23 protein-coding genes and 1 tRNA gene are annotated in these 25,308 nt (G+C 59.3%); 15 read left to right on the plus strand and 9 right to left on the minus strand.

The genetic code is table 11. The features are described from left to right. Positions 1-59 precede the first annotated feature (59 nt). From ACTZWX_RS06440 to ACTZWX_RS06460, 5 genes are all read left to right on the plus strand, one after another. Positions 60-305: a hypothetical protein gene (locus ACTZWX_RS06440; RefSeq protein ID WP_444713226.1), complete on the plus strand. Its 246-nt coding sequence runs from the start codon at positions 60-62 to the stop codon at positions 303-305. Further along, the gene (gene mdoH, locus ACTZWX_RS06445; protein ID WP_444713227.1) at positions 298-2,406 is read left to right on the plus strand and encodes a glucans biosynthesis glucosyltransferase MdoH; all 2,109 of its coding nucleotides are present in this window, start codon (positions 298-300) and stop codon (positions 2,404-2,406) included. The genes ACTZWX_RS06440 and mdoH overlap by 8 nt, the downstream gene beginning before the upstream one ends. Continuing rightward, complete coding sequence (locus ACTZWX_RS06450) at positions 2,385-3,962, plus strand: glucan biosynthesis protein (RefSeq protein ID WP_444713228.1); 1,578 nt, start codon at positions 2,385-2,387, stop codon at positions 3,960-3,962. Before mdoH ends, ACTZWX_RS06450 begins: the two co-directional genes overlap by 22 nt. After that, positions 3,962-5,530: a sulfatase gene (locus ACTZWX_RS06455; protein WP_444713229.1), complete on the plus strand. Its 1,569-nt coding sequence runs from the start codon at positions 3,962-3,964 to the stop codon at positions 5,528-5,530. Before ACTZWX_RS06450 ends, ACTZWX_RS06455 begins: the two co-directional genes overlap by 1 nt. A 155-nt stretch (positions 5,531-5,685) precedes the next feature. Further along, positions 5,686-6,141, plus strand: coding sequence for an Hsp20/alpha crystallin family protein (locus tag ACTZWX_RS06460; RefSeq protein ID WP_152436957.1), 456 nt, complete (start codon positions 5,686-5,688; stop codon positions 6,139-6,141). Between the two features lie 20 nt (positions 6,142-6,161). Here the strand turns inward: ACTZWX_RS06460 and ACTZWX_RS06465 are convergent, their stop codons facing one another. The 8 genes from ACTZWX_RS06465 to ACTZWX_RS06500 form a co-directional block, all read right to left on the minus strand. After that, positions 6,162-6,479: a PA4642 family protein gene (locus ACTZWX_RS06465; protein ID WP_072675830.1), complete on the minus strand. Its 318-nt coding sequence runs from the start codon at positions 6,477-6,479 to the stop codon at positions 6,162-6,164. 109 nt (positions 6,480-6,588) lie between these two features. Beyond that, a complete protein-coding gene (locus tag ACTZWX_RS06470; RefSeq protein ID WP_444713230.1) occupies positions 6,589-7,422 on the minus strand; it encodes a flagellar motor protein MotB in 834 nt (277 codons plus the stop codon). Between the two features lie 3 nt (positions 7,423-7,425). Then, positions 7,426-8,199, minus strand: a complete 774-nt coding sequence (locus ACTZWX_RS06475; protein WP_072675832.1) for a motility protein A — start codon at positions 8,197-8,199, stop codon at positions 7,426-7,428. A gap of 35 nt (positions 8,200-8,234) precedes the next feature. Next, on the minus strand, positions 8,235-9,062 hold the full coding sequence (gene aroE, locus ACTZWX_RS06480; protein ID WP_319636661.1) for a shikimate dehydrogenase: 828 nt from the start codon (positions 9,060-9,062) through the stop codon (positions 8,235-8,237). Next, entirely contained in the window at positions 9,052-9,981 is a 930-nt protein-coding gene (hemF, locus tag ACTZWX_RS06485; RefSeq protein WP_444713231.1) for an oxygen-dependent coproporphyrinogen oxidase, read from the minus strand. The genes aroE and hemF overlap by 11 nt, the downstream gene beginning before the upstream one ends. 8 nt (positions 9,982-9,989) lie before the next feature. Then, positions 9,990-10,562: an L-threonylcarbamoyladenylate synthase gene (locus tag ACTZWX_RS06490; protein ID WP_444713232.1), complete on the minus strand. Its 573-nt coding sequence runs from the start codon at positions 10,560-10,562 to the stop codon at positions 9,990-9,992. Between the two features lie 45 nt (positions 10,563-10,607). Continuing rightward, on the minus strand, positions 10,608-11,753 hold the full coding sequence (gene dprA / locus ACTZWX_RS06495) for a DNA-processing protein DprA (protein ID WP_072675836.1): 1,146 nt from the start codon (positions 11,751-11,753) through the stop codon (positions 10,608-10,610). A gap of 84 nt (positions 11,754-11,837) precedes the next feature. Then, positions 11,838-12,854: a LysM peptidoglycan-binding domain-containing protein gene (locus ACTZWX_RS06500; protein ID WP_444713233.1), complete on the minus strand. Its 1,017-nt coding sequence runs from the start codon at positions 12,852-12,854 to the stop codon at positions 11,838-11,840. A gap of 296 nt (positions 12,855-13,150) precedes the next feature. On the opposite strand from ACTZWX_RS06500, the gene def reads away from it, so the two are divergent. The 10 genes from def to ACTZWX_RS06550 all read left to right on the plus strand — a co-directional run bounded on the left by def (position 13,151) and on the right by ACTZWX_RS06550 (position 24,754). Then, positions 13,151-13,657, plus strand: coding sequence for a peptide deformylase (gene def / locus ACTZWX_RS06505; protein WP_152436951.1), 507 nt, complete (start codon positions 13,151-13,153; stop codon positions 13,655-13,657). An 80-nt stretch (positions 13,658-13,737) separates the two neighbouring features. After that, positions 13,738-14,673, plus strand: coding sequence for a methionyl-tRNA formyltransferase (fmt, locus tag ACTZWX_RS06510; RefSeq protein ID WP_444713234.1), 936 nt, complete (start codon positions 13,738-13,740; stop codon positions 14,671-14,673). 2 nt (positions 14,674-14,675) lie between these two features. Continuing rightward, positions 14,676-15,977 carry a 16S rRNA (cytosine(967)-C(5))-methyltransferase RsmB gene (gene rsmB / locus ACTZWX_RS06515; RefSeq protein ID WP_444713235.1) on the plus strand — a complete coding sequence of 434 codons (1,302 nt, stop codon included), beginning with the start codon at positions 14,676-14,678 and terminating at the stop codon, positions 15,975-15,977. Next, a complete protein-coding gene (gene trkA / locus ACTZWX_RS06520; protein WP_061331400.1) occupies positions 15,974-17,377 on the plus strand; it encodes a Trk system potassium transporter TrkA in 1,404 nt (467 codons plus the stop codon). The genes rsmB and trkA overlap by 4 nt, the downstream gene beginning before the upstream one ends. A 135-nt stretch (positions 17,378-17,512) precedes the next feature. Then, on the plus strand, positions 17,513-18,535 hold the full coding sequence (gene glyQ / locus ACTZWX_RS06525) for a glycine--tRNA ligase subunit alpha (RefSeq protein WP_444713236.1): 1,023 nt from the start codon (positions 17,513-17,515) through the stop codon (positions 18,533-18,535). Between the two features lie 2 nt (positions 18,536-18,537). Beyond that, on the plus strand, positions 18,538-20,619 hold the full coding sequence (gene glyS / locus ACTZWX_RS06530; protein ID WP_444713237.1) for a glycine--tRNA ligase subunit beta: 2,082 nt from the start codon (positions 18,538-18,540) through the stop codon (positions 20,617-20,619). Between the two features lie 87 nt (positions 20,620-20,706). Next, a tRNA-Pro gene (locus ACTZWX_RS06535) sits at positions 20,707-20,783 on the plus strand. Between the two features lie 285 nt (positions 20,784-21,068). Continuing rightward, complete coding sequence (locus ACTZWX_RS06540) at positions 21,069-22,103, plus strand: Fic family protein (RefSeq protein WP_444713238.1); 1,035 nt, start codon at positions 21,069-21,071, stop codon at positions 22,101-22,103. 123 nt (positions 22,104-22,226) lie between these two features. Next, complete coding sequence (locus ACTZWX_RS06545; protein WP_141066713.1) at positions 22,227-22,547, plus strand: nucleotide pyrophosphohydrolase; 321 nt, start codon at positions 22,227-22,229, stop codon at positions 22,545-22,547. Continuing rightward, complete coding sequence (locus ACTZWX_RS06550; protein WP_444713239.1) at positions 22,544-24,754, plus strand: DNA/RNA helicase domain-containing protein; 2,211 nt, start codon at positions 22,544-22,546, stop codon at positions 24,752-24,754. Before ACTZWX_RS06545 ends, ACTZWX_RS06550 begins: the two co-directional genes overlap by 4 nt. 9 nt (positions 24,755-24,763) lie before the next feature. Here ACTZWX_RS06550 and ACTZWX_RS06555 read toward each other — a convergent pair whose 3' ends face one another. Continuing rightward, positions 24,764-25,276, minus strand: a complete 513-nt coding sequence (locus ACTZWX_RS06555) for a lipocalin family protein (RefSeq protein WP_444713240.1) — start codon at positions 25,274-25,276, stop codon at positions 24,764-24,766. Positions 25,277-25,308: the final 32 nt, after the last annotated feature.

Below are 25,308 nucleotides of genomic sequence, written 5' to 3' on the forward strand. Positions count from 1 at the left end.
GGTCTGATTACCGGAGCACTGCCGTATGTTTCCGTGCCGTTACAAGCCGGGAGACAACCGTGGATCTGACAGACACCAACCAACAACGAGCGTTGCTGTATCTGCGCACCGCAAAATACGGCACCGGCCCCGTCGCAGTGTCTCACCTGCAAGACGAGGTTGCTCGGCACCGTTACGAGGCGGGCAGTGCAAAGCTGAGCCATGTTCTGCCTGCTATACAGCGTTCTCTTGGCATCAACCCTGACCAACACCAGGCTACCCCGCCCAAGCTATCCCGGGGCCGGATCGGGTACCAAGGTGACTGAACTCCGCTGGCAACCGGTCGCCTACCGACGGCGCGGTCTGCTCGCCCTACTGGTGCTGGGGCAAACGTTTCTCGGCGTTTGGTTGCTTTCCCACAGCCTGTCCCTGGCCCATGAAGGGTGGCCGGCGATTTTGCTGGTCAGCCTTTTCGCCATTCTGTTTACCTGGATAGGCCTGGGCTTCTGGACCGCCGTGTTCGGCTTTGTGATGCTCAGGCGTGGAGGCGATCCCTTCAGTCTTAGCCAACAGTTGTCCGAGGAGCCGGGCACTCAGTCCTTCGAAGGGCGGCTGGCGCTGGTGATGCCGGTGTGTCACGAACCGGTACAACGCTCGCTCGGCAATCTTCAGGCGGTGTATAAAGAGCTTGAAGACAAGGGCTGGCGAAACAAGGTTGATGTTTTTGTATTATCCGACAGCCAGGATCCGGAAGTCTGGCTAGAGGAGCAGGCGGCCTGTGCCGAGCTGAGCGCCGGTATGGCTGACGGCAACCGGCTTTTCTATCGCCGCCGTCGGGTGAACCTGAACTTCAAAAGCGGCAATATCGCCGATTTCCTACGCCGATGGGGTGCCCGCTACCGTTACATGGTTGTGCTGGATGCCGACAGCTTGCTCACAGCCTCCGCCATTGAAAAGCTGGTTCAGTTGATGGAGCAGCGTCCCCAGGCTGGCATTATCCAGACCGCACCGAGGCTGGCACGGGCGGAAACCCGCTTTGCCCGGCTGCAGCAGTTTGCCAACCGGTGCTATGGCCGAATCCACAGTGCCGGCCTGGCAGCGATTCAACTGGGGGATGCTAACTACTGGGGCCACAATGCCATTATCCGGGTAGCACCGTTTATGGCTCATTGCGGTTTGCGCCGGTTGCGGGGCTGGGGACTGTTTCGTGGCCCGGTGTTAAGCCATGACTATCTTGAGTCTGCGCTGATGGGCCGGGCCGGTTTCGAGGTGTGGCTGGAACCGGCCATCGCAGGCAGCTATGAGGAATCGCCGCCCACCCTCAAAGACGACCTGATTCGCGATCGTCGCTGGTGCCGGGGCAACCTGCAGCATCTGGTCCCGCTGCTGACGATGGCCAAGTTGCGTTTTTCCCACCGCCTGGCTCTACTCACCGGCATTCTGTGTTATCTGGCTTCACCCCTGTGGCTGGCGTTCCTTGGCTTGTCTGGCTACCTCGCCATGGCGGGAACACCGGGCAGCCAACCTTTGCCCGGGCTGATCGGGGCGTCGTCCGCCAACTGGAGCCTTGCCGGCGCCTGCCTGATCGGGCTCACCGTAACAACGCTCCTGGGCCCACGAGTTCTGGCCCTGGTGGACCAGGGACTCGCCGGGCGGGAGACGTTGTTTGGTGGCGGCTGGCGGATGGCGGCCAACACCGTTGGCGAAACCCCGGTATCGCTGATACTGGCACCCATCCGAATGATCGCCCACAGCGGCCATGTGGCCGGCGCCTTTCTGAACCGTAGCCTGCGTTGGCAGAGCCAGAATCGAACCGGGGCCGGTGGGATGGCACAAGCGCTGCAGCATTTTGCCTGGCCCGCACTGGTGTGCGCTGGCGTACTGGCAATGATCCAGTGGTACAGCCCGAACCTGACACCCTGGGCCCTGCCGGTAACCATTCCGGTGCTGATTGCCCCATTGCTCAACGTCTGGCTGGCCGGCGCTGGCACAGGTCAACGAATGATCGTTCCGGAGCAGGTTTCCGCCGTGCCCGTTATTACTCGCGCTTCGGTGGCTCACCGGCTGGGCAAACGCCTGCCATCGCTGAGCTGGTTTGAACAGGCAGTGCTATCGCCCCACTACAGCTGCTGGCGACATCGGCAAACCGGCCCCTCCCACGGCTGCAAACAACGAGCGCTGAAGTCCCTGGTTGACCGGTGTGCAGTGCAAGGCCCCGGTGCGCTCACCGGCAGTGAGATCAGCCTGCTCTGCGACCACCCGGAGGCCATGCAATCGCTGCACCTCAAGGCCTGGCAGGCTGAGCCCGACTCACCCTGGGGCGCGGCCCTTGCCCGTCTGAGCCTGAACCTGGGCCCGATTCAAACCGCTACCCACACCCACAGAACCCAACCGGAGCACTCCCCATGGATCGGCGTCGCCTCCTGAAATTCGGCCTCGCGCTGGCAACCGGAGCGCCACTTGCCCTGTCTGGCACCGGGCGCGCACTGGCCAGCCTCGCCGGCTCCGACGGGCAGGATTTCAGTGCCCGCTGGCTCCGGGAACACGCCCGGGCACTGGCGGCCAAACCGTACCGCGCGCCCCAGAAACCCTTGCCCCCAAGCCTGCAATCCCTGAACTGGGACCAATATCAGGCCATACGTTACCGGCCAGACCAGGCACTATGGCGCCACCGGGACAGTGCGTTTCAGCTGCAATTCTTTCATCTGGGCCTGTTCTTCCAAGAGCCCGTGCACTTCTACGAAGTGGTCGATGGCGGGGCCCACGCCTTGCCCTACCAGAACGAAAACTTCGACTATGGCGACAATGACGCTTTTGATGACCTGCCGGACAGCCTCGGCTACGCCGGATTCCGCGTGCATTTCCACCAGGACTTCAGCCGGGACATCGCAGCGTTTCTGGGCGCAAGCTACTTTCGGGCGGTGGGCGAGTCCCGCCAGTACGGTCTGTCAGCCCGCGGCCTGGCGATCAATACCGGGCTGCCGCAGCCCGAGGAATTTCCTCGCTTCACTACCTTCTGGCTTGAACGCCCAGCCGAAGGCGACCTGTCACTCACGGTCCATGCCCTGCTGGATTCCCCCAGTGTGACCGGCGCCTATCGGTTTGTGATTCATCCTGGCGCCAACCTGACCATGGACGTGGAAGCCACCCTCTACCCCCGCAAGGAGCTGACACGCTTCGGGCTCGCACCACTTACCAGTATGTTCCAGACCGGCGAAAACGATCGGCGCATGGCCAATGACTGGCGCCCGGAAATCCACGATTCGGATGGCCTGGCGATCTGGACCGGCAACGGCGAACGGATCTGGCGCCCCCTGACCAATCCACAGCAACTGACGGTCAGCCATTTTGTCGATAACCAGCCCCGGGGATTTGGCCTTCTGCAACGGGATCGGGAATTCAGCAACTACCAGGACGACGGCGTGTTCTACGAACAGCGGCCCAGCCTGTGGGTCACGCCCGAAGGTGACTGGGGCAAGGGCGCAATGCTGCTGGTGGAAATTCCTACCCAGGATGAAACCTTCGACAACATCGTCGCCTTCTGGAACCCGTCTGAACCCTGGCAGCCAGGGGAAGCCTACCCGGTCAGCTACCGCCTGAGCTGGGGCGAGACCATGCCAGACCAGAACCTGGAACTGGGAACCGTTGTGGCCACCCGCACCGGGATTGGCGGCGTCATCGGTAAGCCCAGGACCTACTTTTCCCGACGTTTTGCGGTGGATTTTGCCGGCGGGAACCTGTCAATGATCGACCGTCATGCCGGAGTCGAGGCGGTGGTGAGTGCCAGCCGTGGCAAGGTAGAACTGGTATCGGCCAGACCGCTGCACGCCATCAATGGCTTCCGTGCCATGTTCGATTTGGTGCCGGATGACGACACCAGCCCCATAGACCTGCGCCTGTACCTGAGACTAGGCCCCCAGGCACTGACTGAAACCTGGCTGTACCAGTACACGCCACCACCGCCGGAGGCTCGATCGTTCTGATGCTGGCTGCCTTTTTGCTGCTCAACGGGCTGTTGCTGCTGCCCGCCCTGGCACTTCCGGGCCCAGCGCCATGGCTCGCGCTGGAAGCCCTGATTATGTGGTGGCTGTTACACCAACTACCCAACCAACGTGACCGACTGGCGATGCTGTTTTCAGGCATTTACGCCCTGATGATCTGGCTGATTGCGGCCGATGCGCTGGTCCGTCAGAGCCTGGGGCGGGGCCTGAATCTGTATCTGGAAGCGGGTTTGCTGGATGCCGCCTGGCATCTGTTCCGCACCAATCTGGGGATTCCGGGCGCCGTGCTGGTTGTTATCGCACTGATCTTTGCCGCAGCCCTGGTGGCCTGGCTGTTTCGCTGGCTCGGACTGCACCTTGCCCGAGCGGTTCCCGTGCGGGGGCGGGCTCTCTGGGTCAGCGCCGTAACACTGCTAACACTGACGGTGCTGACACCCTGGGTGGGAAGCCCAGCCCTGGCTTTCGTTGCCAACCAGGGATCGCTGATCCTGCACACACACCAGGCCACTTCGGCTTTTCGTGCCGGCCTGGAACAACAACCAACCGCCAGCCGGCAACCCCGCGCACTGCCGGGCCTGGCCAATACAGATGTGGTATTGGCCTTCGTGGAATCCTACGGCATCTCCGGGCTTACCGACGAACGTTACCGGCCGGTGTTGGGCCCCAGGCTGGCCACCTTGGCCGAACAGCTCGATAACGCCGGCCTGACCGTCGCCACGGGGCGGCTTAAAGCGCCTATCCAGGGCGGACAGTCCTGGCTGGGTCATTTGTCTGTGCTCAGCGGGCAGTGGATCAATACCCAGATTGCCTATGAAGCACTCCTGAGCAGCAATTACGCCACGCTGATTGATGACTTCCGGGTGACCGGGCATCAGACCATGGCGGTCATGCCTGCCATCACCCGCGAATGGCCAGAAGGGCAACTGTTCGGCTACCACCGCATTTACGATGAAGACGCGTTGGGTTACCAGGGGCCAGCCTTTAACTGGGTCACCATGCCGGATCAGTTCACCTGGCACCGGTTCGAACAGCTACGACAGGCAACCCCAGCCCCGATTTTTGCGGAGCTGGCCTTGATTAGCAGCCACGCACCCTGGGTCCCGATACTTCCGGTGCTGGACGACTGGGACAGCATCGGGGATGGCCAGGTTTTCCAGCAATGGGAAGGCGCTGGCGAAGCCCCCGCCTCGCTCTGGCGAGATCCGGAGCGGGTACGGGAGCACTACATCCAGGCCATCGATTACGCCCTGGCCGTCGCCGGAGACTACGCCGCTCGCTACCTGACGGACGAGACCCTGCTGTTCATCCTGGGTGATCACCAGCCGGCGCCGCTCATCACCGGAGACGATGCCAGCAGGGATGTGATCATTCACGTCATCAGCCGCAACCCGACGCTGGTAGCTCCCTTTCTGAACGGAGACCTGCCAGGATTCCAACCGGGCACCCTGCCGGACGAGCACACCGATGGCGCCCCCATGAGCCGATTTCGGGCATTTCTGCTGACCCAGTTTGGCGAACCCGGAGCGCCCTTGATGCAGGTCAAAAAGTAACCAGTAGAGCACTTGAAAAGGTACCGGCCGAACCTATATTCGTGAATAGCAGAAGTTCACGGAGTCCATCCGGCTGGCGCCACCGGTTTGGAGCTGTTCCGCGAGCGAAGCTGAAGACAATCTCAGGTTCGACACCGTTAAAGGAGGAGTTCCCTATGAGCAATCTGACCCGCTGGAATCCGATCGGCGAATTCGAGGACATGATGAACCGCTACAACCGGATGTTTGGGGTAGCACGCACCAATGGCGAACGGGAAGGTAAAGACCTGTTCAGTCGCAGCGACTGGGCTCCGGCTGTGGATATCAAGGAAACGGCCGAAGCCTTCACTGTGGAAGCCGAATTACCCGGCATGAACAAGGACGATGTGAAGGTGACAGTACACGATGGCGTGCTCACCATTCAGGGCGAGCGCAAGCATGAGGAAGAGTCCAGTGACAAGAAGCACCATCGCATCGAACGGGTCTATGGTAGCTTCCTGCGCCGATTCACGTTGCCGGACAATGTGGACGAGAACAGCGTGAAAGCCAGCTTCAAGGACGGCCTACTGACTTTGAGCATCCAAAAGGCCGAACCCAAAGAGCCCAAAGCCATCGAAGTAGAAGTGCAGTAAGGCGATGTTCGGGCCGGGGCTCAGTTCCCGGCCGTTGCCTTTTGTTTTGCGCCGGCTTTCTCCAGAGCCTGAGCGTAATCACCGCTGCGACGGTGTTGTGACACCCGGTCCAGGATAGTCTGGCCGTGCTCATCTTCGGCGTTCAGGTCGCGGCCGGCTTCCACAAAGAATGCCAAAAACCGTTCGAAATCACCTGCACGCATGGACTCATAGGCCCGAATCAGCACGAAATGATCCGGGTTCAGGTTCTTGTCCCAGGGTGACAGATCGAGAAAGCTTTTAACCCGCTCGTCACTCCACTCCTCTCCAATAACCTTTGGTTTATCTGGTCCGCTCATGCTGAAAACTCCCGTTATCTGCCAAGGTTTGAGCGGCACAGTATAAGGCTTTGAATCTGCATCACTTATATGAATGCACTATGAGAATCTGCGCTCAAGCTATAAGCAATCAGGGCAGGATTTCCACAGGCAAATCACGGGTAGGGACGGCGGCGTCACACTCCGGGTTACGAACAGCAATTTCGACCCGGCGGTTAACCGCGCGGTTTTCAGCGCTATCGTTGGGCATCAGAGGGCGAGTTTCTGCACGGCCAGCAGCCACCACACGATCTGCTGGAATCTGGCGGTCCAATACCAGCTCGTGCACCACAGACACGGCGCGAGCCGCCGACAGATCCCAGTTAGATCGGTACATGCCGCTGGAAATCGGCACATCGTCGGTGTGGCCTGATACCACCACATCACCGGTACAAGACGCCAGAACCTCAACAACACGTTCAATGATCGGAATCATTCCGGGCATGATGGCAGCATCGCCGGAACGGAAGGTGGCCTCCTCGGAAAACCGAATTACCACCTGATCTTCGTCATAGTTTACGTGCAAGGTATCCGCAGCCACCTCTGCTTCCAGTTCCTGGATCAAGCGACCGGCCAGGTCCAGAACGCCACCGGGAATCTGTCGCGTTTCCGAACGCTCGGTTCGCTCGTCAATGAACTCCGGCTGGTCCTGCAGGTTTTCAGAAGGTTTCGGCAGCGATACGGTATCGGCTTCAATCAGGGTCAGGGGTGTACCGCCGATGTCTTCGGCCACCACATTGCTGGAGCCAAAGGCCAGGGACATGGAGTTCGCCATGGCCCGGTATTTCTCGATGTCCATCTCGGCGAACGACAACAGCAGGATAAAAAACGTCAGCAGCAGGGTTGCCAGATCCGCGAAGGTGACAATCCAGTCGGGCGTTCGCTTTTTAAGGGCGTTTTTCTTCAGTGGCCGCGCCGGCTGCAAACCTCAGGCCTCCCGCTCCGGTTCCAGGTTGGTCCGGTGCTCTGGTGTTACGTAAGACGACAGCAGCTCCGTCATAACCCGGGGGTTCTCGCCACGCATGATGCTCTTGATGGAGGTGATAATGAGCATCTGGTTGCGGGAATCGTCTTCCGCCTTGAGTTGCAGTTTATCCGCCAGGGGCAGGGCAATGAGCTGGGCAATAAAAGCCCCGTAGAGGGTGGTCAGCAGAGCAATGGCCATGGCCGGGCCAATGGACGAAGGGTCGTCCAGAGTGTTCAGCATCTGCACCAGCCCCACGAGGGTACCCAGCATCCCGATGGCCGGCGCGGATTCACCAATACCCCGAAACACTCGCTCAGCCACTTCATAGCGCTCTGCGGTTTGCTGGGTTTCCTGTAGCAGAGCCTCCTCTACCAGTTCCGGCGGGTGGCCATCTACACACAGGTTGATGGCTTTTTGCAGGAATTCATCGTCGGTTTCGTGGTTCTCCAGGCCCAGGATGCCCTCTTTGCGAACCACCCGAGCCAGTACACCCACTTCCCGGATCAGTTCCGCCGGGCGGGGTAACCGGTCAGTAAAAGCCGTACGAAAAGCCAACCGGAAGGCGCTGACTACCGAGGGCATCCGGAACTTGATCAGTGTCACTGCGAAGGTGCCACCCAGAACAATCGCCAGTCCGGGCAGGTTCAGGAAGGTGATGACCGTGGCGTTGGCCAGCATCGCCAGGACAACAATCAGGATTCCGGCAAGCAATCCGACAAGCGTGAGAATGTCCATGAACAACCCTTATGAAACGGCCGGAACCCGCGGCCTCAATCGGTTCGCAATTCTTCAATCACCGGCGCGGTTTCCGGGCGCACGCCCCGCCACACAAAAAAAGATTCTGCGGCCTGTTCCACCAGCATTCCCAAGCCGTCATGCACCCGGTGGGCACCATTATCCAGAGCCCACTGATTGAAGGTGGTGGTCTGCAGAGAATACATCATGTCGTACACCACCGTAGCCGGTCCGATCACATTTGCAGACACCGGGGGCAAGTCTCCCTGCAAGCTGGCGCTGGTGCCATTGATGATCAGGTCAAACGGTTGATCCGGCGCCTCGAAACCACAGGCGCTCAATACCGTTGCACCGGCATCCTTCGCAAACAGCCTGACCAGCGCCTCCGCCTTGGCCACCGTCCGGTTGGCAATGGTCAGCTCTGCCGGCTGCTCGGCCAGTATCGGCCCAATGACGCCCCGAACGGCACCGCCAGCGCCAAGCACCAGCACCTTTAAGCCTTTCAGCGCCACCCCGTGATTATTCTGCAGATCACGGACAATACCGACACCATCTGTGTTATCGGCCACCAGCTCGTTTTCTTGATCCAGGAAGAGGGTGTTGGCGGCGCCGGCCTTCTCTGCCCGCGGCGTCCGATGGTCCGCCAGGGTCCAGGCCTGCTCCTTGAACGGCACGGTCACATTCAGCCCCTTGCCGCCCCGCTCGAAAAAATGCCGCACAGTGCCGGAAAACTCATCAATCGGAGCCTGAATGGCGGTGTACTCCACCGGCTCGCCGGTCTGGCAGGCAAACAGGCTGTGAATTCTCGGCGACTTGCTGTGGCTGATGGGGTTACCCACCACCGCGTAGAGCTCATTGGTCATTGGTGTCCTCCAGCCAGTTACGGCCAGTAAGGAAGTAATCTGTCAGCCTGGCTTCTTCGCTGCCGGGTTCCGGCTGCCGGTCATAATCCCAGCGCACCAGCGGCGGCAGTGACATCAGAATGGACTCCGTGCGACCACCAGACTGCAGGCCAAACAAGGTGCCCCGGTCATACACCAGGTTGAACTCCACATAGCGACCGCGGCGGTAGAGTTGGAATTCCCGTTCCCGTTCGCCCCAGGGCTGGGCCATCCGGCGCCGTACAATCGGCTCGTAAGCCTCGATATAACTGTCGCCCACGGCCTGCATAAAGGCAAAGTCCCGGGCGAAATCTCCGGTGTTGAGATCGTCAAAGAACAACCCACCCACACCCCGGGGTTCCTGCCGGTGTTTCAGATAAAAATAGTCGTCACACCATTGCTTGAACCTGGGGTAAACGTCATCCCCAAACGGGGCACAAGCGTTGCGGGCGGTCTGGTGCCAGTGCACGCAGTCTTCCTGGTTGCCGTAGTAGGGCGTCAGGTCATAGCCACCGCCAAACCAGTACACCGGCTCGGCATCTTTCGGCGTGGCGATGAAGAATCTCACATTGGCGTGGGAGGTCGGCACGTGGGGGTTTTCCGGATGGATCACCAGTGACACGCCCATGGCCTGCCAGGGTGCACCGGCTAGCTGGGGTCGATGCGCGGTGGCCGAAGCCGGCATGGTGTCGCCCATCACGTGGGAGAAATTCACACCACCCTTCTCGATCACCTTGCCACCGCTGATCACCCGGCTGATACCGCCGCCACCCTCCGGGCGCTGCCAGCTGTCACGGATAAACGCTGCCCCGCCATCAACCGCCTCAAGCCGCTGACAGATGCGCTCCTGAAGCCCGATCAGATAGTCTTTAACGGCTTGGGTATCCGGCTGCTGTGACATGCAATCTCCTAGCGAAACTGTTTTCCGGTAACAATATCGATGATTCGGCTGGGCTTGCGGTTGCCACCCAGTGCTCCAGGCACAATGCGGTCCAGCTCACCACCAAAGTAACGGCGTACCTGCCAGATGCTGCGGGCCGGCGCTCGGCCAGCGGGGTTGCAGGACGTGGACACCAGCGGCATACCAGTGGCATTACACAGAGCCTGAACAACCGGATGGTCACTGACACGAACCGCAATGGTGCTATGCTTGCCGCGCACCCAGTCCGGCACCTGCTCGAGCACATCCGGTACCAGGCAGGTAATCGGACCTGGCCAGTGCTGCTCGGCTTCCCATTGCAGTACCCGGGGCAGAGGATCAAGCAGAAAGCGCACCTGATTAATAGACGCAGCCACCAGAATAATGCCCTTGTGCATCGGGCGCTGCTTTAATTCGAGGATGCGCTCAACCGCCTCGCGGTTCCAGGGATCACATCCCAGCCCCCAGACGGCCTCGGTGGGATAGACAATAACGCCGCCGGCCAGAACGGTGCGGCGGGCACAATGGATCTGCCATGAATGCAGGGGAGACGTCGCTGACATAACGAAATTGTACTATCCGGTTGGTCGAACCCAAATAATGCACCGTCAGCCCGCCCGGAGATAACCACCGGGAGCGGAATTAGCCAACCCTTCCAGCTCCAGCAGCAACAAAGACTGCATCAGCTGATCCGCTGGCAGACCCGTAGCCTGGCTCAGTGCATCGGTAGATTGTGGATCATACCCCAAAGCCTCAAGCACCGCGATTTCCCGACTGTCCAACCCGGACAAATCCTGCTCTGCAGGGCCGGTTTGATCACATTCCGATGCGGGCTGCATCGACCACCAGGTGCCCAGTTCCTCCAGAACGTCATCAGCGGTCTCCACCAGCCTTGCGCCCTGTTTGATCAACTGGTGACAACCCCGAGCCACCGGGCTGTGCACCGAGCCGGGAATGGCGAACACCTCGCGCCCCTGTTCCAGCGCGGTTCTGGCCGTTATCAGCGAGCCGCTACGGAGGCTTGCCTCAACCACCAGCACGCCGCGGCTCAGGCCACTGATGATCCGGTTCCGCTGCGGGAAATGGGCGGCCCGGGCCTGTGTGCCGGGCGGGTATTCCGAGATAATAAGCCCCTGCTCAATAATGCGCTCGGCCAGTTTTCGGTGCTGCGCCGGATACAACCGGTCGAGACCACAGCCCACCACGGCAATGGTCTGAAAACCAGCATCCAGAGCGCCGGCGTGGGCGGCTCCGTCAATACCCAGGGCAAGGCCGCTGGTGATCAGAAGTCCACGCCGGCTCAGTTCTGCGGAAAACTGCCGAGCATGCTCAAGTCCGGCCCGGGTGGCATTGCGACTGCCGACAACGCCAAGCTGGTCTTTGCGCAGTAAGTCGGGATCACCCCGACCGTACAGCAACAACGGGGCGTTATGAATATGCCTGAGTGCATCCGGATATCCGGCTTCTCCATAGCCCATCAGGAAGATCCCGGAGGCCATACTGGCCGAACGTATGCGGCCGGCCTCTACAATGACCGGGTGCCCGGAATCGTCGGCCTGCCAGGCCATCACCGCTTCAATGGCATCGGTGGTCAGGCCCAGGGCCTTCAGGGTGGCGGCATTCATGTCGAGAATATCGGTCAGCTGTTCGGTATTCGCGTGTATCCGCTCACGCAGGCGAAGGCCAAACCGGGGCAAAAGAGACAACAGCAGCCAGCGGTCACTGGCCGATTCCAGGCAGGTAGGTGCAGACATCTTTTTCATCCTTGAAAACGATAATGGCCGGGCGCTCCGGCCCGGCCATTCTATCTCATTACCGACAAGCCCATACAGGGGTGATCAGGGGTTCTTGACCCGATCACCCACCGCCAGCGGGCGAGTCGCCTGAAGAATCAGGCCATAGCTCATCTTCTCGTAAGACTGGAACACCATCAGCAGGCCAGCTCGCTCGGACGGCAGCTCAATGGTTTCACCGGTCACCGGATCACGGACAATGTTACCGCTCTTCATCACTGCCAGCACGTGGCCCGGCATCAGGCCTTCGCGCTCGCCAAGGTTGATGGCTACCACATTGTACTGGCCGATCTGGTTAACACCGCCATCGACCGAAATCATCCGGCCCTCAATTTCCTCATCCGGAGAGCTGGGCACGAAGTTGGTGGTCAGGCGGCGGTCTTCGTTGACCAGCAGACGGTCTCCGATGCGCACTTCCTCACTGGAGCGGGTCAGGGTCATGGTCAGCACATCGCCGTTTTCAGCGGTGATGTTGCCCTTGGCAATGCTGCGTGCTTCCAGCCCCAGGAATTCACCGGTCTCCGGATCGACAAACTCTTTGCTGCGGCGGAAAACGCCAACCCGGTCGGCCGGCTTATCACCACGGGCGTATACACGGTCACCGGCACCGGTGATGATGCGACCGTCTTCACCCTCAAGCACATAGGGCGCACCGTTGATCTCATCGGGTGAAACAATACGGGTGTCGGTCAGGAAACTGCTGATGGCATCCACCGGGATGGCCGGAATCGGGGTATCGATTGCTTCGGAACGGATTTGCGGTGACAGCTTGACGACATCGCTGGTGGACACTTTGGTAATCCGGGGCTTGCCATCGATGTACACCAGCGCCAGGCGATCACCCGGGTAAATCAGGTGGGGGTTGGCAACCTGCGGATTAACGTGCCAGATTTCCGGCCAGTACCAGGGGTTGTTCAGGAATCGCGCTGAAATGTCCCAAAGGGTGTCCCCCTTGACGACAGTGTAACGCTCAGGATGATCAGACCTGAGCTCCGGTTGTGCCTGAGCCCAAGAAGTAAACAGCAGCGCCGTCGCTGCCAGAGCGTACAACAATTTCCTCATTGTCTATATCCTTGATCGCGTGCCTTGAATCTTTGCGTTGGGTAACGTCGCAGCGGTATCCCCGCAGCTTATTACGTTGTTATTCCCGTTACTATAGAAGATGTTCGGGTATTTGTGATGTTATCTTTTGTTCTTCCAGTAAATTCTTCAGTATGGCTGAAAGATTTTAACTATTAACTGATCAGTTTGTACTCAATCGACAATTTATCGGATAATAGAGCCATTACGTTCTCCCCATCATAGATTCGTGGAGAAAATTTGCGCAGACCGCCGTCGCATTTCAGAGAAGCCAAAGCATTATGATTTTAGAGATTCTTGAGTATCCGGACCCGCGCCTTCGCACCATCGCCAAGCCGGTGGACGAAGTGACCGACGACATCCGCAAGCTGATCGACGACATGTTCGAGACCATGTACGATGCCCCCGGCATTGGCCTGGCGGCTACTCAGGTCAATGTGCACAAGCAGATCATCGTCATGGACCTGTCGGAAGACAAGAGCGAGCCCCGGGTGTTCATCAACCCGAAAGTAGAAGTGCTGGACGGTGAGCTGGAAGCCATGCAGGAAGGCTGCCTGTCGGTTCCCGGTTTCTATGAAGACGTGAAGCGCATCGAACACTGCCGGATTACCGCCAAAGACCGTAACGGTGAAGACTTTGTGCTTGAGGCTACCGGCCTGCTGGCGGTATGCATCCAGCATGAAATGGACCACCTGAACGGCAAGTTGTTCGTGGATTACCTCAGCTCGCTCAAGCGTAACCGCATTCGCAAGAAGCTGGAAAAGCTCCACAAGCAAAGCGCCTGAGGCGCCAACAGCACAGAACCGAATTCAGACCGGGTTACGACCCGGTTTTTTCGTATCAACGACACAGAGAAGCAACCACCGTGCGCATTGTTTTTGCCGGAACGCCGGATTTTGCCGCCACCGCCCTGAAAGCCCTTCTGGAAGCCGGCTATAACCTGGTGGGCGTCTACAGCCAGCCAGACCGCCCCGCCGGCCGGGGCCGCAAACTGATGCCCAGCCCGGTCAAACAGGTCGCCCTGGACGCCGGCATTCCGGTGTTCCAACCGGTCAGCCTGAAACCGGAAGACGCCCAGCAGGAACTTGCTGCGTTAAAGCCAGATGTGATGATTGTGGCCGCTTACGGCCTGATCCTGCCCAAAGCCGTGCTGGATATCCCCACCCACGGCTGCCTGAACATCCACGCTTCCCTGCTGCCACGCTGGCGAGGTGCCGCCCCGATCCAGCGCGCCATTGCCGCTGGCGACGCCGAAACCGGCATTACCATCATGCAGATGGACGAAGGCCTGGATACCGGCGATATGCTGTTGAAAACCAGCACCCCGATCCATGCCGACGACACCGGCGGCAGCCTGCATGACCGCCTGGCGGACATGGGCGGCAAAGCTATTGTGGAAGCCCTGGTGCAACTGGCAAACAGCGAGCTGGCCCCTGACCCACAGAACGATGCTGACGCCAACTACGCCCACAAATTGTCCAAGGAAGAAGGCCACATCGACTGGTCCCGCAGCGCCATCGAGATCGAACGCTTGATTCGTGCCTTTAACCCCTGGCCCGGCACCTTTACCGATCTCGGCGAGCAACGCATCCGCCTTCATCAGGCCAGCGCACTGGATCAGAGCAGCGACAAGCTGCCAGGCACCGTGATCAGTCGCGAGAGAGAAGGCGTTGAAGTCGCCTGCGGCACCGGCACCCTGAAAGTCACTTCGGTCCAGTTGCCCGGCAGCAAAGCCCAGAGCATCACCGACCTGATCAACGGCGGCAAGCAGGTGCTGCTGCCCGGCCAGGAGCTGAACTGACCATGGCTTACCAGCCCCTGCCATTCCGTGCCGTCGCTGCCAATGTGTTGCTGGCAGTGGAAAGCGGCCAGTCATTGACCCAATGCCTGCCGCCAGCCCTGAACCAGTTACCCCCGGAACAAAGGCCGCAACTTCAAGCGATCTGCTACGGCACCTGCCGCTGGTTTCACCGGCTCGAGGGCGAGCTCAACCAGCGCCTGAAAAAGCCCCTGCGCAAACCGGACCGGGTTGTTCATCACCTGATGCTGGTCGCCCTGTTCCAGCTGCGGTTCAGTGAGCAGGCCACCTATGCCGTGCTGAACGAAACCGTGGAAGCCTGCCGGGCGCTGGACAAGCCGCACCTGACCGGTCTGGTCAACGGCGTGTTGCGGGCCGCGGAAAGGGAAGGGGCGCCGGAGCCGAAAGACGACAACAGCCGCTACAGCCATCCGGTGTGGATGGTGGAAAAGCTGCGCCACAACTGGCCCGATAACTGGCAAGCCATTCTCGATGCCAATAACCAGCAGGCTCCCATGACGTTGCGGGTCAACGCCCTGCGCTTTACCCGCGATGAGTACCTGGAGCTGCTGGCAGAAGCCGGTATTGAGGCGAATCCCACCCGCTTCGCCCCCCACGGCATTCAGCTTGAACGCCCGGTGCCGGTAGAACGCCTGCCCTGGTTCGAAGACGGCGGTGCCAGTGTGCAGGACGAAGCCGCCCAGCTGTGCACCACCCTGCTGGACCTGCAACCAGGCCAGCGTGTACTGGACGCCTGCGCAGCTCCCGGCGGCAAGACCTGCGCCATTCTGGAGGCCTGTGGCGAACTGGACGAAGTGATTGCCATCGACGAATCCGCCGAGCGCCTGCCCCGTGTACAGGAGAACCTAGACCGGCTCGACCTGCGCGCCACCCTGACACAGGCCGACGCCGCCGACATTGACAGCTGGTGGGATGGCGCCCAATTTGACCGTATCCTGCTGGACGTGCCCTGCAGCGCCACCGGTGTGATTCGCCGGCACCCGGACATCAAGCTGCTGCGCCGTGAATCCGACATCGTACCCCTGGCCAGCATTCAGCTTGGCCTGCTGGACGCTATGTGGTCTATCCTGAAACCCGGTGGGCAGTTGGTATACGCTACCTGTTCGGTGTTTCCCCAGGAAAACCACCGTATAATCCAGCGGTTCCTGAAACAGCAGGACCAAGCCCGGCTGATAGAAATTGATGCCGACTGGGGTCAGAACATGAACACCGGGCGCCAGTTACTGCCAGTCCCGGACAGCCATGACGGCTTTTTCTACGCCGTGCTGGAGAAACCTGAACTATGAAAATCCTGATTCTCGGTGCGGGCCAGGTAGGCGGCACCCTGGCGGAAAACCTCGCCAATGAAGCCAACGACATTACGGTGATCGACAGCGATAGCGCCCGCCTACGTGAGCTTCAGGACCGGCTGGACATCCGCACCATGCACGGCCGTGCCTCCTACCCCACGGTGCTGCGCCAGGCCGGCGCGGAAGACGCCGACATGGTGATCGCTGTGACCAACAGCGACGAAACCAACATGGTGGCCTGCCAGGTGTCCAAGCTGCTGTACAAGACGCCCACCACCATCTGCCGGGTGCGGGCCAATGCCTATCTGGCGAAATCCGAGCTGTTCTACCGCCGGGATATGGACAAAGACCTGGACAGCCTCCGGGGCTTTCCCATCGACGTACTGATCAGCCCGGAACACCTGGTCACCAAACACATCACCCGGCTGATCGAGTACCCGGGCACCTTGCAGGTGCTCGAGTTCTCCAAGGGCCTGGTCAGGCTGGTGGCCATACGTGCTACCAAGGGTGGGCCACTGGTAGGCCATGAGTTGTCCTACCTGCGCACCCATATGCCCAAGATCGATACCCGGGTAGCCGCGATTTTCCGCAAAGACCGGGCCATCATGCCCCAGGGCGACACGGTTATCGAAGACGGCGACGAGGTGTTCTTTATTGCCGCCTCCGATCACATTCGCTCGGTGATGAGCGAGCTTCAACCCCTGTCCAAGCCCTACAAACGCATCTTTATCTGCGGTGGCGGCAACATTGGTTACCGGCTGGCCAATACCCTGGAAAGCCGATACCAGGTGAAGATTCTTGAGCGGGACCACGACCGCTGTGTGATGTTGTCCGAACGTTTACGCAAAACCGTGGTGCTGGAAGGCAACGCCGCCGACAAGGACATCCTGCTGGAAGAGAACATCGAGAACACCGATGTGTTCTGCGCCGTCACCAACGACGACGAAGCCAACATCATGGCCTCTTTGCTGGCCAAGCGGCTGGGCGCCCGCAAGGTACTGACCCTGATCAACAACCCGGACTACGTGGACCTGATCCAGGGCGGCGATATTGATGTCGCCATCTCGCCCCAGCAGACCACCATCGGCAGCCTGCTCACCCACGTGCGCCGGGGCGATGTGGTGAACGTTCACTCATTGCGCCGGGGCGCTGCGGAAGCCATCGAAGCCATCGCCCACGGTGACCACCGGTCATCCAAAGTAGTGGGCAAGCGCCTGGACGAGATCAATCTGCCGCCGGGCACCACCATCGGCGCCATCGTTCGCCATAACGAAGTGCTGATCGCCCACGACCATATTCGTGTACAACCCGATGACCACGTCATCCTGTTCCTGGTGGACAAAACCCGTATCAGGGACGTGGAAAAGCTGTTCCAGGTGGGCCTCACCTTCTTCTGATTGATCTCAAGCAAAACAACACCCTGGCTGGCACTTAGAAATGCAACGCCAGCCAGCGTATAATGCGCGTTTTCAAATTTCGGAGTGCCCCGCAAAGCGGGGCGCCACACACAGACTGACCAGCAGGCAAACGTCGTGACAGACAAGGCAACCAACAACTCCGCGCCAGACATCAAGACCTTCCAGGGTCTGATCCTGGCACTGCAGAATTTCTGGGCGCAGCACGGCTGCGTGGTTCTCCAGCCCCTCGACATGGAAGTGGGCGCCGGTACTTTCCACCCGGCCACCTTCCTGCGTTCCATCGGCCCGGAAACCTGGAACTCCGCCTACGTCCAGCCCAGCCGCCGCCCAACCGACGGCCGGTACGGCGAGAACCCGAACCGCCTGCAGCACTATTATCAGTTCCAGGTGGTGCTGAAGCCGTCACCAGACAACATTCAGGAACTGTACCTGGATTCTCTGCGTGCCCTGGGCCTGGACCCACTGGTGCACGACATCCGCTTTGTGGAAGACAACTGGGAGTCCCCCACCCTCGGCGCCTGGGGCCTGGGCTGGGAAATCTGGCTGAACGGCATGGAAGTGACCCAGTTCACCTACTTCCAGCAAGTCGGCGGCCTGGAATGCTACCCGGTCACCGGCGAGCTGACCTACGGGCTTGAGCGTATCGCCATGTACCTGCAAGGCGTGGACAGCGTGTACGACCTGGTGTGGACCAAAGGCCCGGATGGCGTGGTCACCTACGGCGACGTGTTCCATCAGAACGAGGTGGAGCAATCCACTTACAACTTCGAACACGCCGACACCGAGTTCCTGTTCCACAGCTTCGACGTGTACGAGCGGGAAAGCGCCCGCCTGATCGAAGCCGGCCTGCCACTGCCCGCCTACGAACAGGTACTCAAGGCCTCTCATACCTTTAACCTGCTGGACGCCCGCCACGCTATTTCCGTGACCGAGCGCCAGCGTTTCATCCTGCGTGTACGCACCCTGGCACGCTCCGTTGCCCAGGCCTACTTCGAGAGCCGCCGCAAACTTGGCTTCCCGCTGGCACCTGAGCATCTTCGCAAGGAAGTGCTGGCCGCCGCTGAGGCTGCTGAGGCCAAGGCCAGCAAGAAGGGCAAAAAAGCCAACAAGGCACCGCAGGAACAGGGGAACGCATAATCATGGCAACACAGGATTTTCTGGTCGAACTGGGCACCGAAGAGCTGCCTCCGAAAGCCCTCAAACCGCTGTCTGACGCCTTCACCCAGGGCATTGTCAAAGGCCTGGAAGACGCTGGCGTGGCATTTGGAAGGGTCGAAGCCTTCGCGGCTCCCCGTCGCCTGGCGGTGCGCATTCGCGACCTGGCCGATGCCCAACTAGACAAACCGGTCGAGAAACGCGGCCCGGCGGTCAAAGCCGCCTTTGATGACGCCGGCAACCCGACCCGGGCCCTGACCGGCTTTGCCACCTCACTGGGCATTACCCCGGACCAGCTCGACACTCTGGAAACCGACAAGGGTGCCTGGCTGGTGTACCGCACCGTGGAGCAAGGCAAGCCAACGGTCGAACTGATGCCAGAGCTGGTGGAAAAATCCCTGGCGGCGCTGCCGATACCCAAGCGCATGCGCTGGGGCGCCCACAAAACCGAATTCGTGCGCCCGGTACACTGGTTGGTTTTGCTGTTCGGCAACAGTGTCATCGACACTCCGGTGATGAACCTCAAGCCCGGCAACAAAACCCGCGGCCACCGCTTCCATTGCCCGAAAGAGCTGATCGTACCAACACCCGCCGATTACGAAGTGGTGCTGAAACAGGAGGGCTACGTACTGGCCGACTTCGCCGAGCGCCGTGAACAGATTCGTCAGGGCGTTGCTCAACTGGCGGAGAAAGAAGCCAACGGCAAGGCTGTGATCGACGAAGACCTGCTGGACGAAGTCACTGCCCTGAACGAATGGCCGGTACCGCTGATGGGCCGCTTCGAGGAACGTTTCCTCGACGTGCCCGCCGAGGCGCTGATCTCCTCCATGAAGGAGCACCAGAAATACTTCCACGTGGTGGATGCCAACGACCAGATGCTGCCGCTGTTCATCACCGTGGCCAACCTGGAAAGCAAAGATCCGGCCCAGGTCATCTCCGGTAACGAGAAGGTGATTCGCCCGCGCCTGTCCGACGCGGCCTTCTTCTACGAAACCGACCGCAAGACCAAACTGGAAGACCGCATCGAGGCCCTCAAGCCCATCGTGTTCCAGGACAAACTCGGCAGCCTTTACGACAAATCCGTACGGGTGGCTGCGCTGGCGAAGAAAATCGCCGAAGCGATCAACAGCGACCCGGCCCTGGCCGAGCGCGCCGCCATGCTGGCCAAGACCGACCTGGTCACCGAAATGGTGCTGGAGTTCACCGATCTGCAGGGCATCATGGGCCAGTACTACGCCAGCAACGACGGCGAACACGCCGACGTCGCCAAGGCCCTGAACGAGCAGTACATGCCGCGCTTCGCCGGCGACGACCTGCCCACCACCCTGACCGGTTGTGCGGTGGCCATCGCTGACCGCATCGACTCGCTGGTGGGCCTGTTCGGCATCAACCAGCCGCCGTCCGGCACCCGGGACCCGTTTGCCCTGCGCCGGGCCTCCCTGGGTGTGCTGCGCATTATCATCGAACGGGAACTGCCCCTGGACCTGCAAACCGTGTGCGAGTGGGCCGAGCAGAACTTCACTGTGCTGACCGAGCAAAACACCGCCAGCACCGTGGTGGACTACATGCTTGAGCGCTTCCGTGCCCACTACGACGAGCAGGGCATCGGCGCCGAAGTGTACCTGGCCGTACACGCCCGCCGCCCAACCCGCCCGCTGGACTTCGACCGCCGGGTGAAGGCCGTAGAAGCCTTCCGCCAGCTGCCGGAAGCACTGGCCCTGGCCGGCGCCAACAAGCGGGTGTCCAACATCCTTACCAAGCAAGGTGGCGACAGCATCAGCGAGGCTGTGGATAACTCACTGCTGCAGGATGCCGCCGAGAAGACCCTGGCCGCCAAGGTAGAAGAGCAGGCGCAGAAAGTGCTGCCGCTGTTCGAGCAGGGCGACTACGCCAGCGCACTGACCTCCCTGGCCAGCCTGCGCGAGCCGGTGGACACCTTCTTTGACGACGTAATGGTGATGGCAGACGACGAAGCCGTGCGCAATAACCGCCTGGCACTGCTCAACCGCCTGCGCAACCTGTTCCTGCGAGTAGCGGATATTTCCCTGCTGCCGACGGCCAGCTGAGGAACCGCTCCGTAGTTATAAGGATGAATTTCCCCAGGGATGGGGGTAGTAAAACGGCCGGCAATCCGTATAATACCGGCGGTTGATCGGCGTGTAGCGCAGCTTGGTAGCGCACTTCGTTCGGGACGAAGGGGTCGGAGGTTCGAATCCTCTCACGCCGACCATTTTCCCTCCTGTTTTACCCTTCCTGTTTTATTTCCCCCAAGACTCGTTCATTGCGGATGCTTACACCCAAAATCTTTACATATCTCTCAGACTATTTTACTTTTGACCATAAAATAAAATAATCAGCGTTCTTATTTTACGATAAGGGGAATTTCTCTATGGACAGAGGGCTCACCGGACAAACCATTTCCAGCATTGCAGGCGGCGTTGAGTGCAAAGCTTTCATACCCTTCCCGTTGCCACCACAGCCACCCCTGTCTATCGGCACAAAGCTTCAGAGTCGAATGAACGCTGCTATGCTAGCCCTCGGCAGACTGGACGCTATGTCTACATTGCTGCCGGATGCCCCTTTGTTTCTCTACAGCTACGTTCGAAAAGAGGCGGTCATGTCTTCCCAGATCGAGGGTACTCAATCCTCGCTCAGTGACCTCATGCTTTACGAAATGGAAGCGCAACCCGGCGTGCCTATGGACGATGTGCAGGAAGTGTCCTGCTATGTGCATGCACTGAACCTGGGGGTCGAACGAATCCGGAGTGGCCACCCTATTTCTTACCGGTTACTGACTGAAGTTCATCAGGCACTTATGACATCCGGGCGAGGAATTAACCGGGGCCCCGGACAGTTTCGCCAGAACCAGGTATGGATTGGCGGGCACAGACCAGACGAGGCTATCTTCGTGCCACCGCCAGCCAACCGTATTGCGGAATGCTGGGGGCAGCTGGAGAAGTTCATTAATGATATACCGGAAGCCACTGATCCACTAATTAAGGCCGCGCTTGCCCACGTTCAGTTTGAAACCATCCACCCGTTCATGGATGGTAATGGCCGGGTGGGGCGATTACTGATCGCGCTGATATTGGCAGAAACCAAAGTGCTTCAAGACCCTTTGCTGTATCTCTCAGTATTCTTCAAAAAACACAGACACGTTTACTACGAGCGCTTGCAGCAAGTGAGGGAAACGGGCAACTGGGAGGCTTGGTTACTATTTTTTGCCGATGCCGTTGCGCAAACCGCCACTCAAGCCGTAGCGACAGCCCAGCAGCTTCAGCAACTCAGAGCCAAAGACCGTGAAACCCTGGGGGGTCTTGGCCGGCTTTCAGCCTCTGCCCAGCAGGTTCTGGATGCCATGTTCGAAATGCCGATTGCCAATATAAACCGGCTGGCCAGCAAAACCGGCCTGACCCACGCCACAATCAATAAGGTACTTTCCAGCCTGGAAGATCAATTGGATATTGTGCGGGAGATCACCGGTAAGAAGCGCAACCGGGTTTACGCATACAGCGCTTACATCCAGATTCTCAATCAGGATCAATCCTGAAACGTTACTGGAAAAATCCATCAAATAACCACAAGCATCTGCCAGGCTTTGTTATCGTAGCGGTGAGACGCGCGGATTTCTGCATCGTTGATTAATCTGCCAGAGATTAAGGGAGTTATTTTGATGAATGAGGCGATAGCCCGGCTACGTCAGTTCCGGGATGACAGAGACTGGAAACAATTCCACAACCCGAAAGATCTATCCCTCGCCCTCAGTATTGAGGCTTCGGAACTGCTGGAGCTGTTCCTGTGGAAATCTCCCGAACAAGCCGATGTCAGCAAAGTGAAGGAAGAGCTGGCCGACGTGATTGCCTATGCGCTGCTGCTGGCAGACAGCTATGAGCTGGACGTGGAACAGATTGTTCTCGACAAGATTGCCCTGAACGAAAAGAAGTACCCGGTCAGCAAAGCCCGGGGAACGGCGAAGAAGTACACCGAACTATGAGCCATTCGCCGATGGTAGAGATTCAGCGCTACCCCTTCAGCCGGGACGCCCTGAACGACTTGCGGGATAATGCATTTGCCGTGGGTAACTGGCCTCTGGTCTACGTGCTCAGCGACGAAAAGCACCGGCGCGCCTACATTGGCGAAACCACCGACACGCTCACCCGCATGAGCACCCACCTCAAGCATGACGAAAAGCAACTGCTGACCGCGGTTCACCTGATCACCAGCGAGTATTTCAATAAATCCGCCACCCTGGATGTGGAATCCCTGCTGATCAAGTACATGGCCGCCGATGGCAAGTACACCCTGCTGAACGGCAACCTGGGGCTGGCTGACCACAACTATTACCAGCGCGGCGCCCTGTATGAAGAGGTATTCCGGGAAATCTGGAACCGGTTGATTGCCAAGGGGGTTGTGTCCCGCACCCTGGACCACCTTGATAACTCCGACGTCTTTAAATACTCCCCGTACAAATCCCTGTCCTTCGATCAGCGCCAGGGTCTGCTCACCATCATGCACGAGCTGCTCAATCCCGGTGTGAAGAACATCGTTGTGGAGGGTGGAGCCGGAACCGGAAAATCGGTGCTGGCCATCTTTCTGTTCAAACTGCTGCATTCGGAAGCACACCAGATCAATCTCAGGGAATTCTCTGAAGAAGAAGCTGAGATCCATTCTCTGCTCTCGTCGCTCAAAGCCCTCATGCCCGAACCGACAATGGCGCTGGTAGTTCCGATGACCTCCTTCCGAACCACCCTTAAGAAGGCGTTTCGGCACGTTTCGGGACTCAGCCCTGATATGGTCATCAGCCCGTCAGAGCTCACCAAACAACACTACGATATTGTGCTGGTGGACGAGTCCCACCGTTTGCGCAAGCGGAAGAATCTCGGCGCTTACTTCGGCAGTTTCGACAAAGCCTGCGCCGCGTTGGGCATGGACAAGCACAGCTGCTGCGAAGTGGACTGGGTTTGCCAGCAGGCGGATAAGGCGATCTTCTTCTACGACGAAGGCCAGTCCATCAAACCCTCCGATGCCGATGTTGAAGTGTTCCAGCGCCTGAAAGCTGCCAGCGGCTCGGTCACTCATCGCTTGCTGTCCCAGTTCCGGGTAAAGGCCGGGCAACCCTATGTCGAGTTTGTGGATAAGTTACTGAACGGCCGTGTTGATGACGGCGTGGTATTCACCGCCAGGAACTACGAGTTTGAGGTGTTCGACTCCCTCAAAGACCTGGTCCATACCATCAACGAAAAAGAGGAACAGGTCGGGCTGTCACGGCTGATCGCCGGTTATTCCTGGCCCTGGGCCTCGAAGAAGGACGATGAGGCTTACGACATCGTGATCGACGATGTTCAGCTACGCTGGAACAGCACCAATACCGACTGGATCAACAAGGAAGGATCACACCGGGAGGTTGGCTGCATTCACACCACTCAGGGCTATGACCTGAACTATGCCGGCATCATCTTCGGAGAGGAGATCCGGTATGACCCGGATAGCCAGTCCATCGTCATCGACAAGCGCAACTACCACGACCGCACCGGCGGCCAGGGTATCAAAGACCCGGCAGAACTGAAGCAGTACATCATCAACATCTACCGCACCATCATGCTGCGCGGCATCCGTGGCACCTTTGTCTACGCCTGTGACGATGCGCTGCGCGAATATCTGAAACAGCATATTCCGGTTTATAGCGCTCACGTCGAAACGCCTGAAGCCACAAACGTGCTGGAGCTCGAGCCTTATGTAAACGCCGTGCCGCTGTTCGATCTGCAAGCGGCTGCAGGGGATTTCGGAGCACTCATTGACGTCAGCTACATTGACCCTAGCAGGCACCCAGACTGGGTCGGAGTGCCCGAAGGAGTGCGAGTGCGTAAAGGCATGTTCGCCTGCCGGGTATTCGGCGAATCCATGAACCGGGTTATTCCCAATGGAGCCTTGTGTCTGTTTCGGACCGACCGCGGCGGCTCCCGAAATGGCAGGACTGTGCTGGTGGAATGCATCGACAGCGTTGATGCGGACTCCGATTCACGCTACACCGTGAAGGTTTACGAAAGCTTCAAAGTTGAAGATGAAGACGGTTGGTACCACACCTGTATTCAGTTGAAACCCAACTCATACGATAACGGTTTTCAGTTCATCGAGCTGTCGGGGGATGAAGATCAACAATACCGGGTGGTAGGAGAGTTTATTTGTCTGATTGATCAGTAATGCGAAAGCTCACTGCTCCACCACAATCAACTCCCCAAGCTCAAACCCCTCCGCCTCGGCCCGGGCCTTAAACGCCTCCAACACCTCATCACTCACCTCCGGCGTGCGCGACATCAACCACAGGTAATCCCGGTTGTAGCCAGTGATATAGGCCGTGGAGTAGTCGTCATCCAGCTCGAACACTACGTAAGACGCGTAAAACGGCCCGAAGAACGACACTTTCATGTGACCCACATCGCTGTTACCCACAAACTTTGCCCGGCCCTGGGCTTCTTTCCACTCGCCCTTTTCTGCGTTGTAGCCGCGGTTGATCACTTTGATGCTACCGTCATCATTCAGGGTGTACTCGGCAGTCACCTGGCTCAGCCCGCGCTCGAAGGAGTGGTCCAGCCGGGCGATCTCGTACCAGGTACCCAGGTAGCGATCCAGGTCGAATCCGGTGACCGGTTCGATGCCTTTGGGCAGGCCGGTGCAACCGGCCAGCAACAGGAGTAGGGTGGTCAGCAGAGCAAAGGGTTTCATCAGGCGCTGTCCTTGATTCAGGGAGATGCAGC

The sequence above is a fragment of the Marinobacter sp. NSM genome, assembly GCF_052380025.1.
Lineage (GTDB): Bacteria > Pseudomonadota > Gammaproteobacteria > Pseudomonadales > Oleiphilaceae > Marinobacter.

What these genes read in the sequence shown, in the direction of transcription:
- dprA (WP_072675836.1), bottom strand. Translation starts at nt 11,753, where the DNA reads ATGTCTGCACCTACCTGCCTGGAATCGGCCAGTGACCGCTGGCTGCTG.
- ACTZWX_RS06550 (WP_444713239.1), top strand. Translation starts at nt 22,544, where the DNA reads ATGAGCCATTCGCCGATGGTAGAGATTCAGCGCTACCCCTTCAGCCGG.
- trkA (WP_061331400.1), top strand. Translation starts at nt 15,974, where the DNA reads ATGAAAATCCTGATTCTCGGTGCGGGCCAGGTAGGCGGCACCCTGGCG.
- ACTZWX_RS06540 (WP_444713238.1), top strand. Translation starts at nt 21,069, where the DNA reads ATGAACGCTGCTATGCTAGCCCTCGGCAGACTGGACGCTATGTCTACA.
- glyS (WP_444713237.1), top strand. Translation starts at nt 18,538, where the DNA reads ATGGCAACACAGGATTTTCTGGTCGAACTGGGCACCGAAGAGCTGCCT.
- ACTZWX_RS06465 (WP_072675830.1), bottom strand. Translation starts at nt 6,479, where the DNA reads ATGAGCGGACCAGATAAACCAAAGGTTATTGGAGAGGAGTGGAGTGAC.
- ACTZWX_RS06500 (WP_444713233.1), bottom strand. Translation starts at nt 12,854, where the DNA reads ATGAGGAAATTGTTGTACGCTCTGGCAGCGACGGCGCTGCTGTTTACT.
- ACTZWX_RS06555 (WP_444713240.1), bottom strand. Translation starts at nt 25,276, where the DNA reads ATGAAACCCTTTGCTCTGCTGACCACCCTACTCCTGTTGCTGGCCGGT.
- ACTZWX_RS06545 (WP_141066713.1), top strand. Translation starts at nt 22,227, where the DNA reads ATGAATGAGGCGATAGCCCGGCTACGTCAGTTCCGGGATGACAGAGAC.
- ACTZWX_RS06475 (WP_072675832.1), bottom strand. Translation starts at nt 8,199, where the DNA reads ATGGACATTCTCACGCTTGTCGGATTGCTTGCCGGAATCCTGATTGTT.
- ACTZWX_RS06450 (WP_444713228.1), top strand. Translation starts at nt 2,385, where the DNA reads ATGGATCGGCGTCGCCTCCTGAAATTCGGCCTCGCGCTGGCAACCGGA.
- hemF (WP_444713231.1), bottom strand. Translation starts at nt 9,981, where the DNA reads ATGTCACAGCAGCCGGATACCCAAGCCGTTAAAGACTATCTGATCGGG.
- ACTZWX_RS06460 (WP_152436957.1), top strand. Translation starts at nt 5,686, where the DNA reads ATGAGCAATCTGACCCGCTGGAATCCGATCGGCGAATTCGAGGACATG.
- aroE (WP_319636661.1), bottom strand. Translation starts at nt 9,062, where the DNA reads ATGACCAATGAGCTCTACGCGGTGGTGGGTAACCCCATCAGCCACAGC.
- ACTZWX_RS06490 (WP_444713232.1), bottom strand. Translation starts at nt 10,562, where the DNA reads ATGTCAGCGACGTCTCCCCTGCATTCATGGCAGATCCATTGTGCCCGC.
- rsmB (WP_444713235.1), top strand. Translation starts at nt 14,676, where the DNA reads ATGGCTTACCAGCCCCTGCCATTCCGTGCCGTCGCTGCCAATGTGTTG.
- ACTZWX_RS06455 (WP_444713229.1), top strand. Translation starts at nt 3,962, where the DNA reads ATGCTGGCTGCCTTTTTGCTGCTCAACGGGCTGTTGCTGCTGCCCGCC.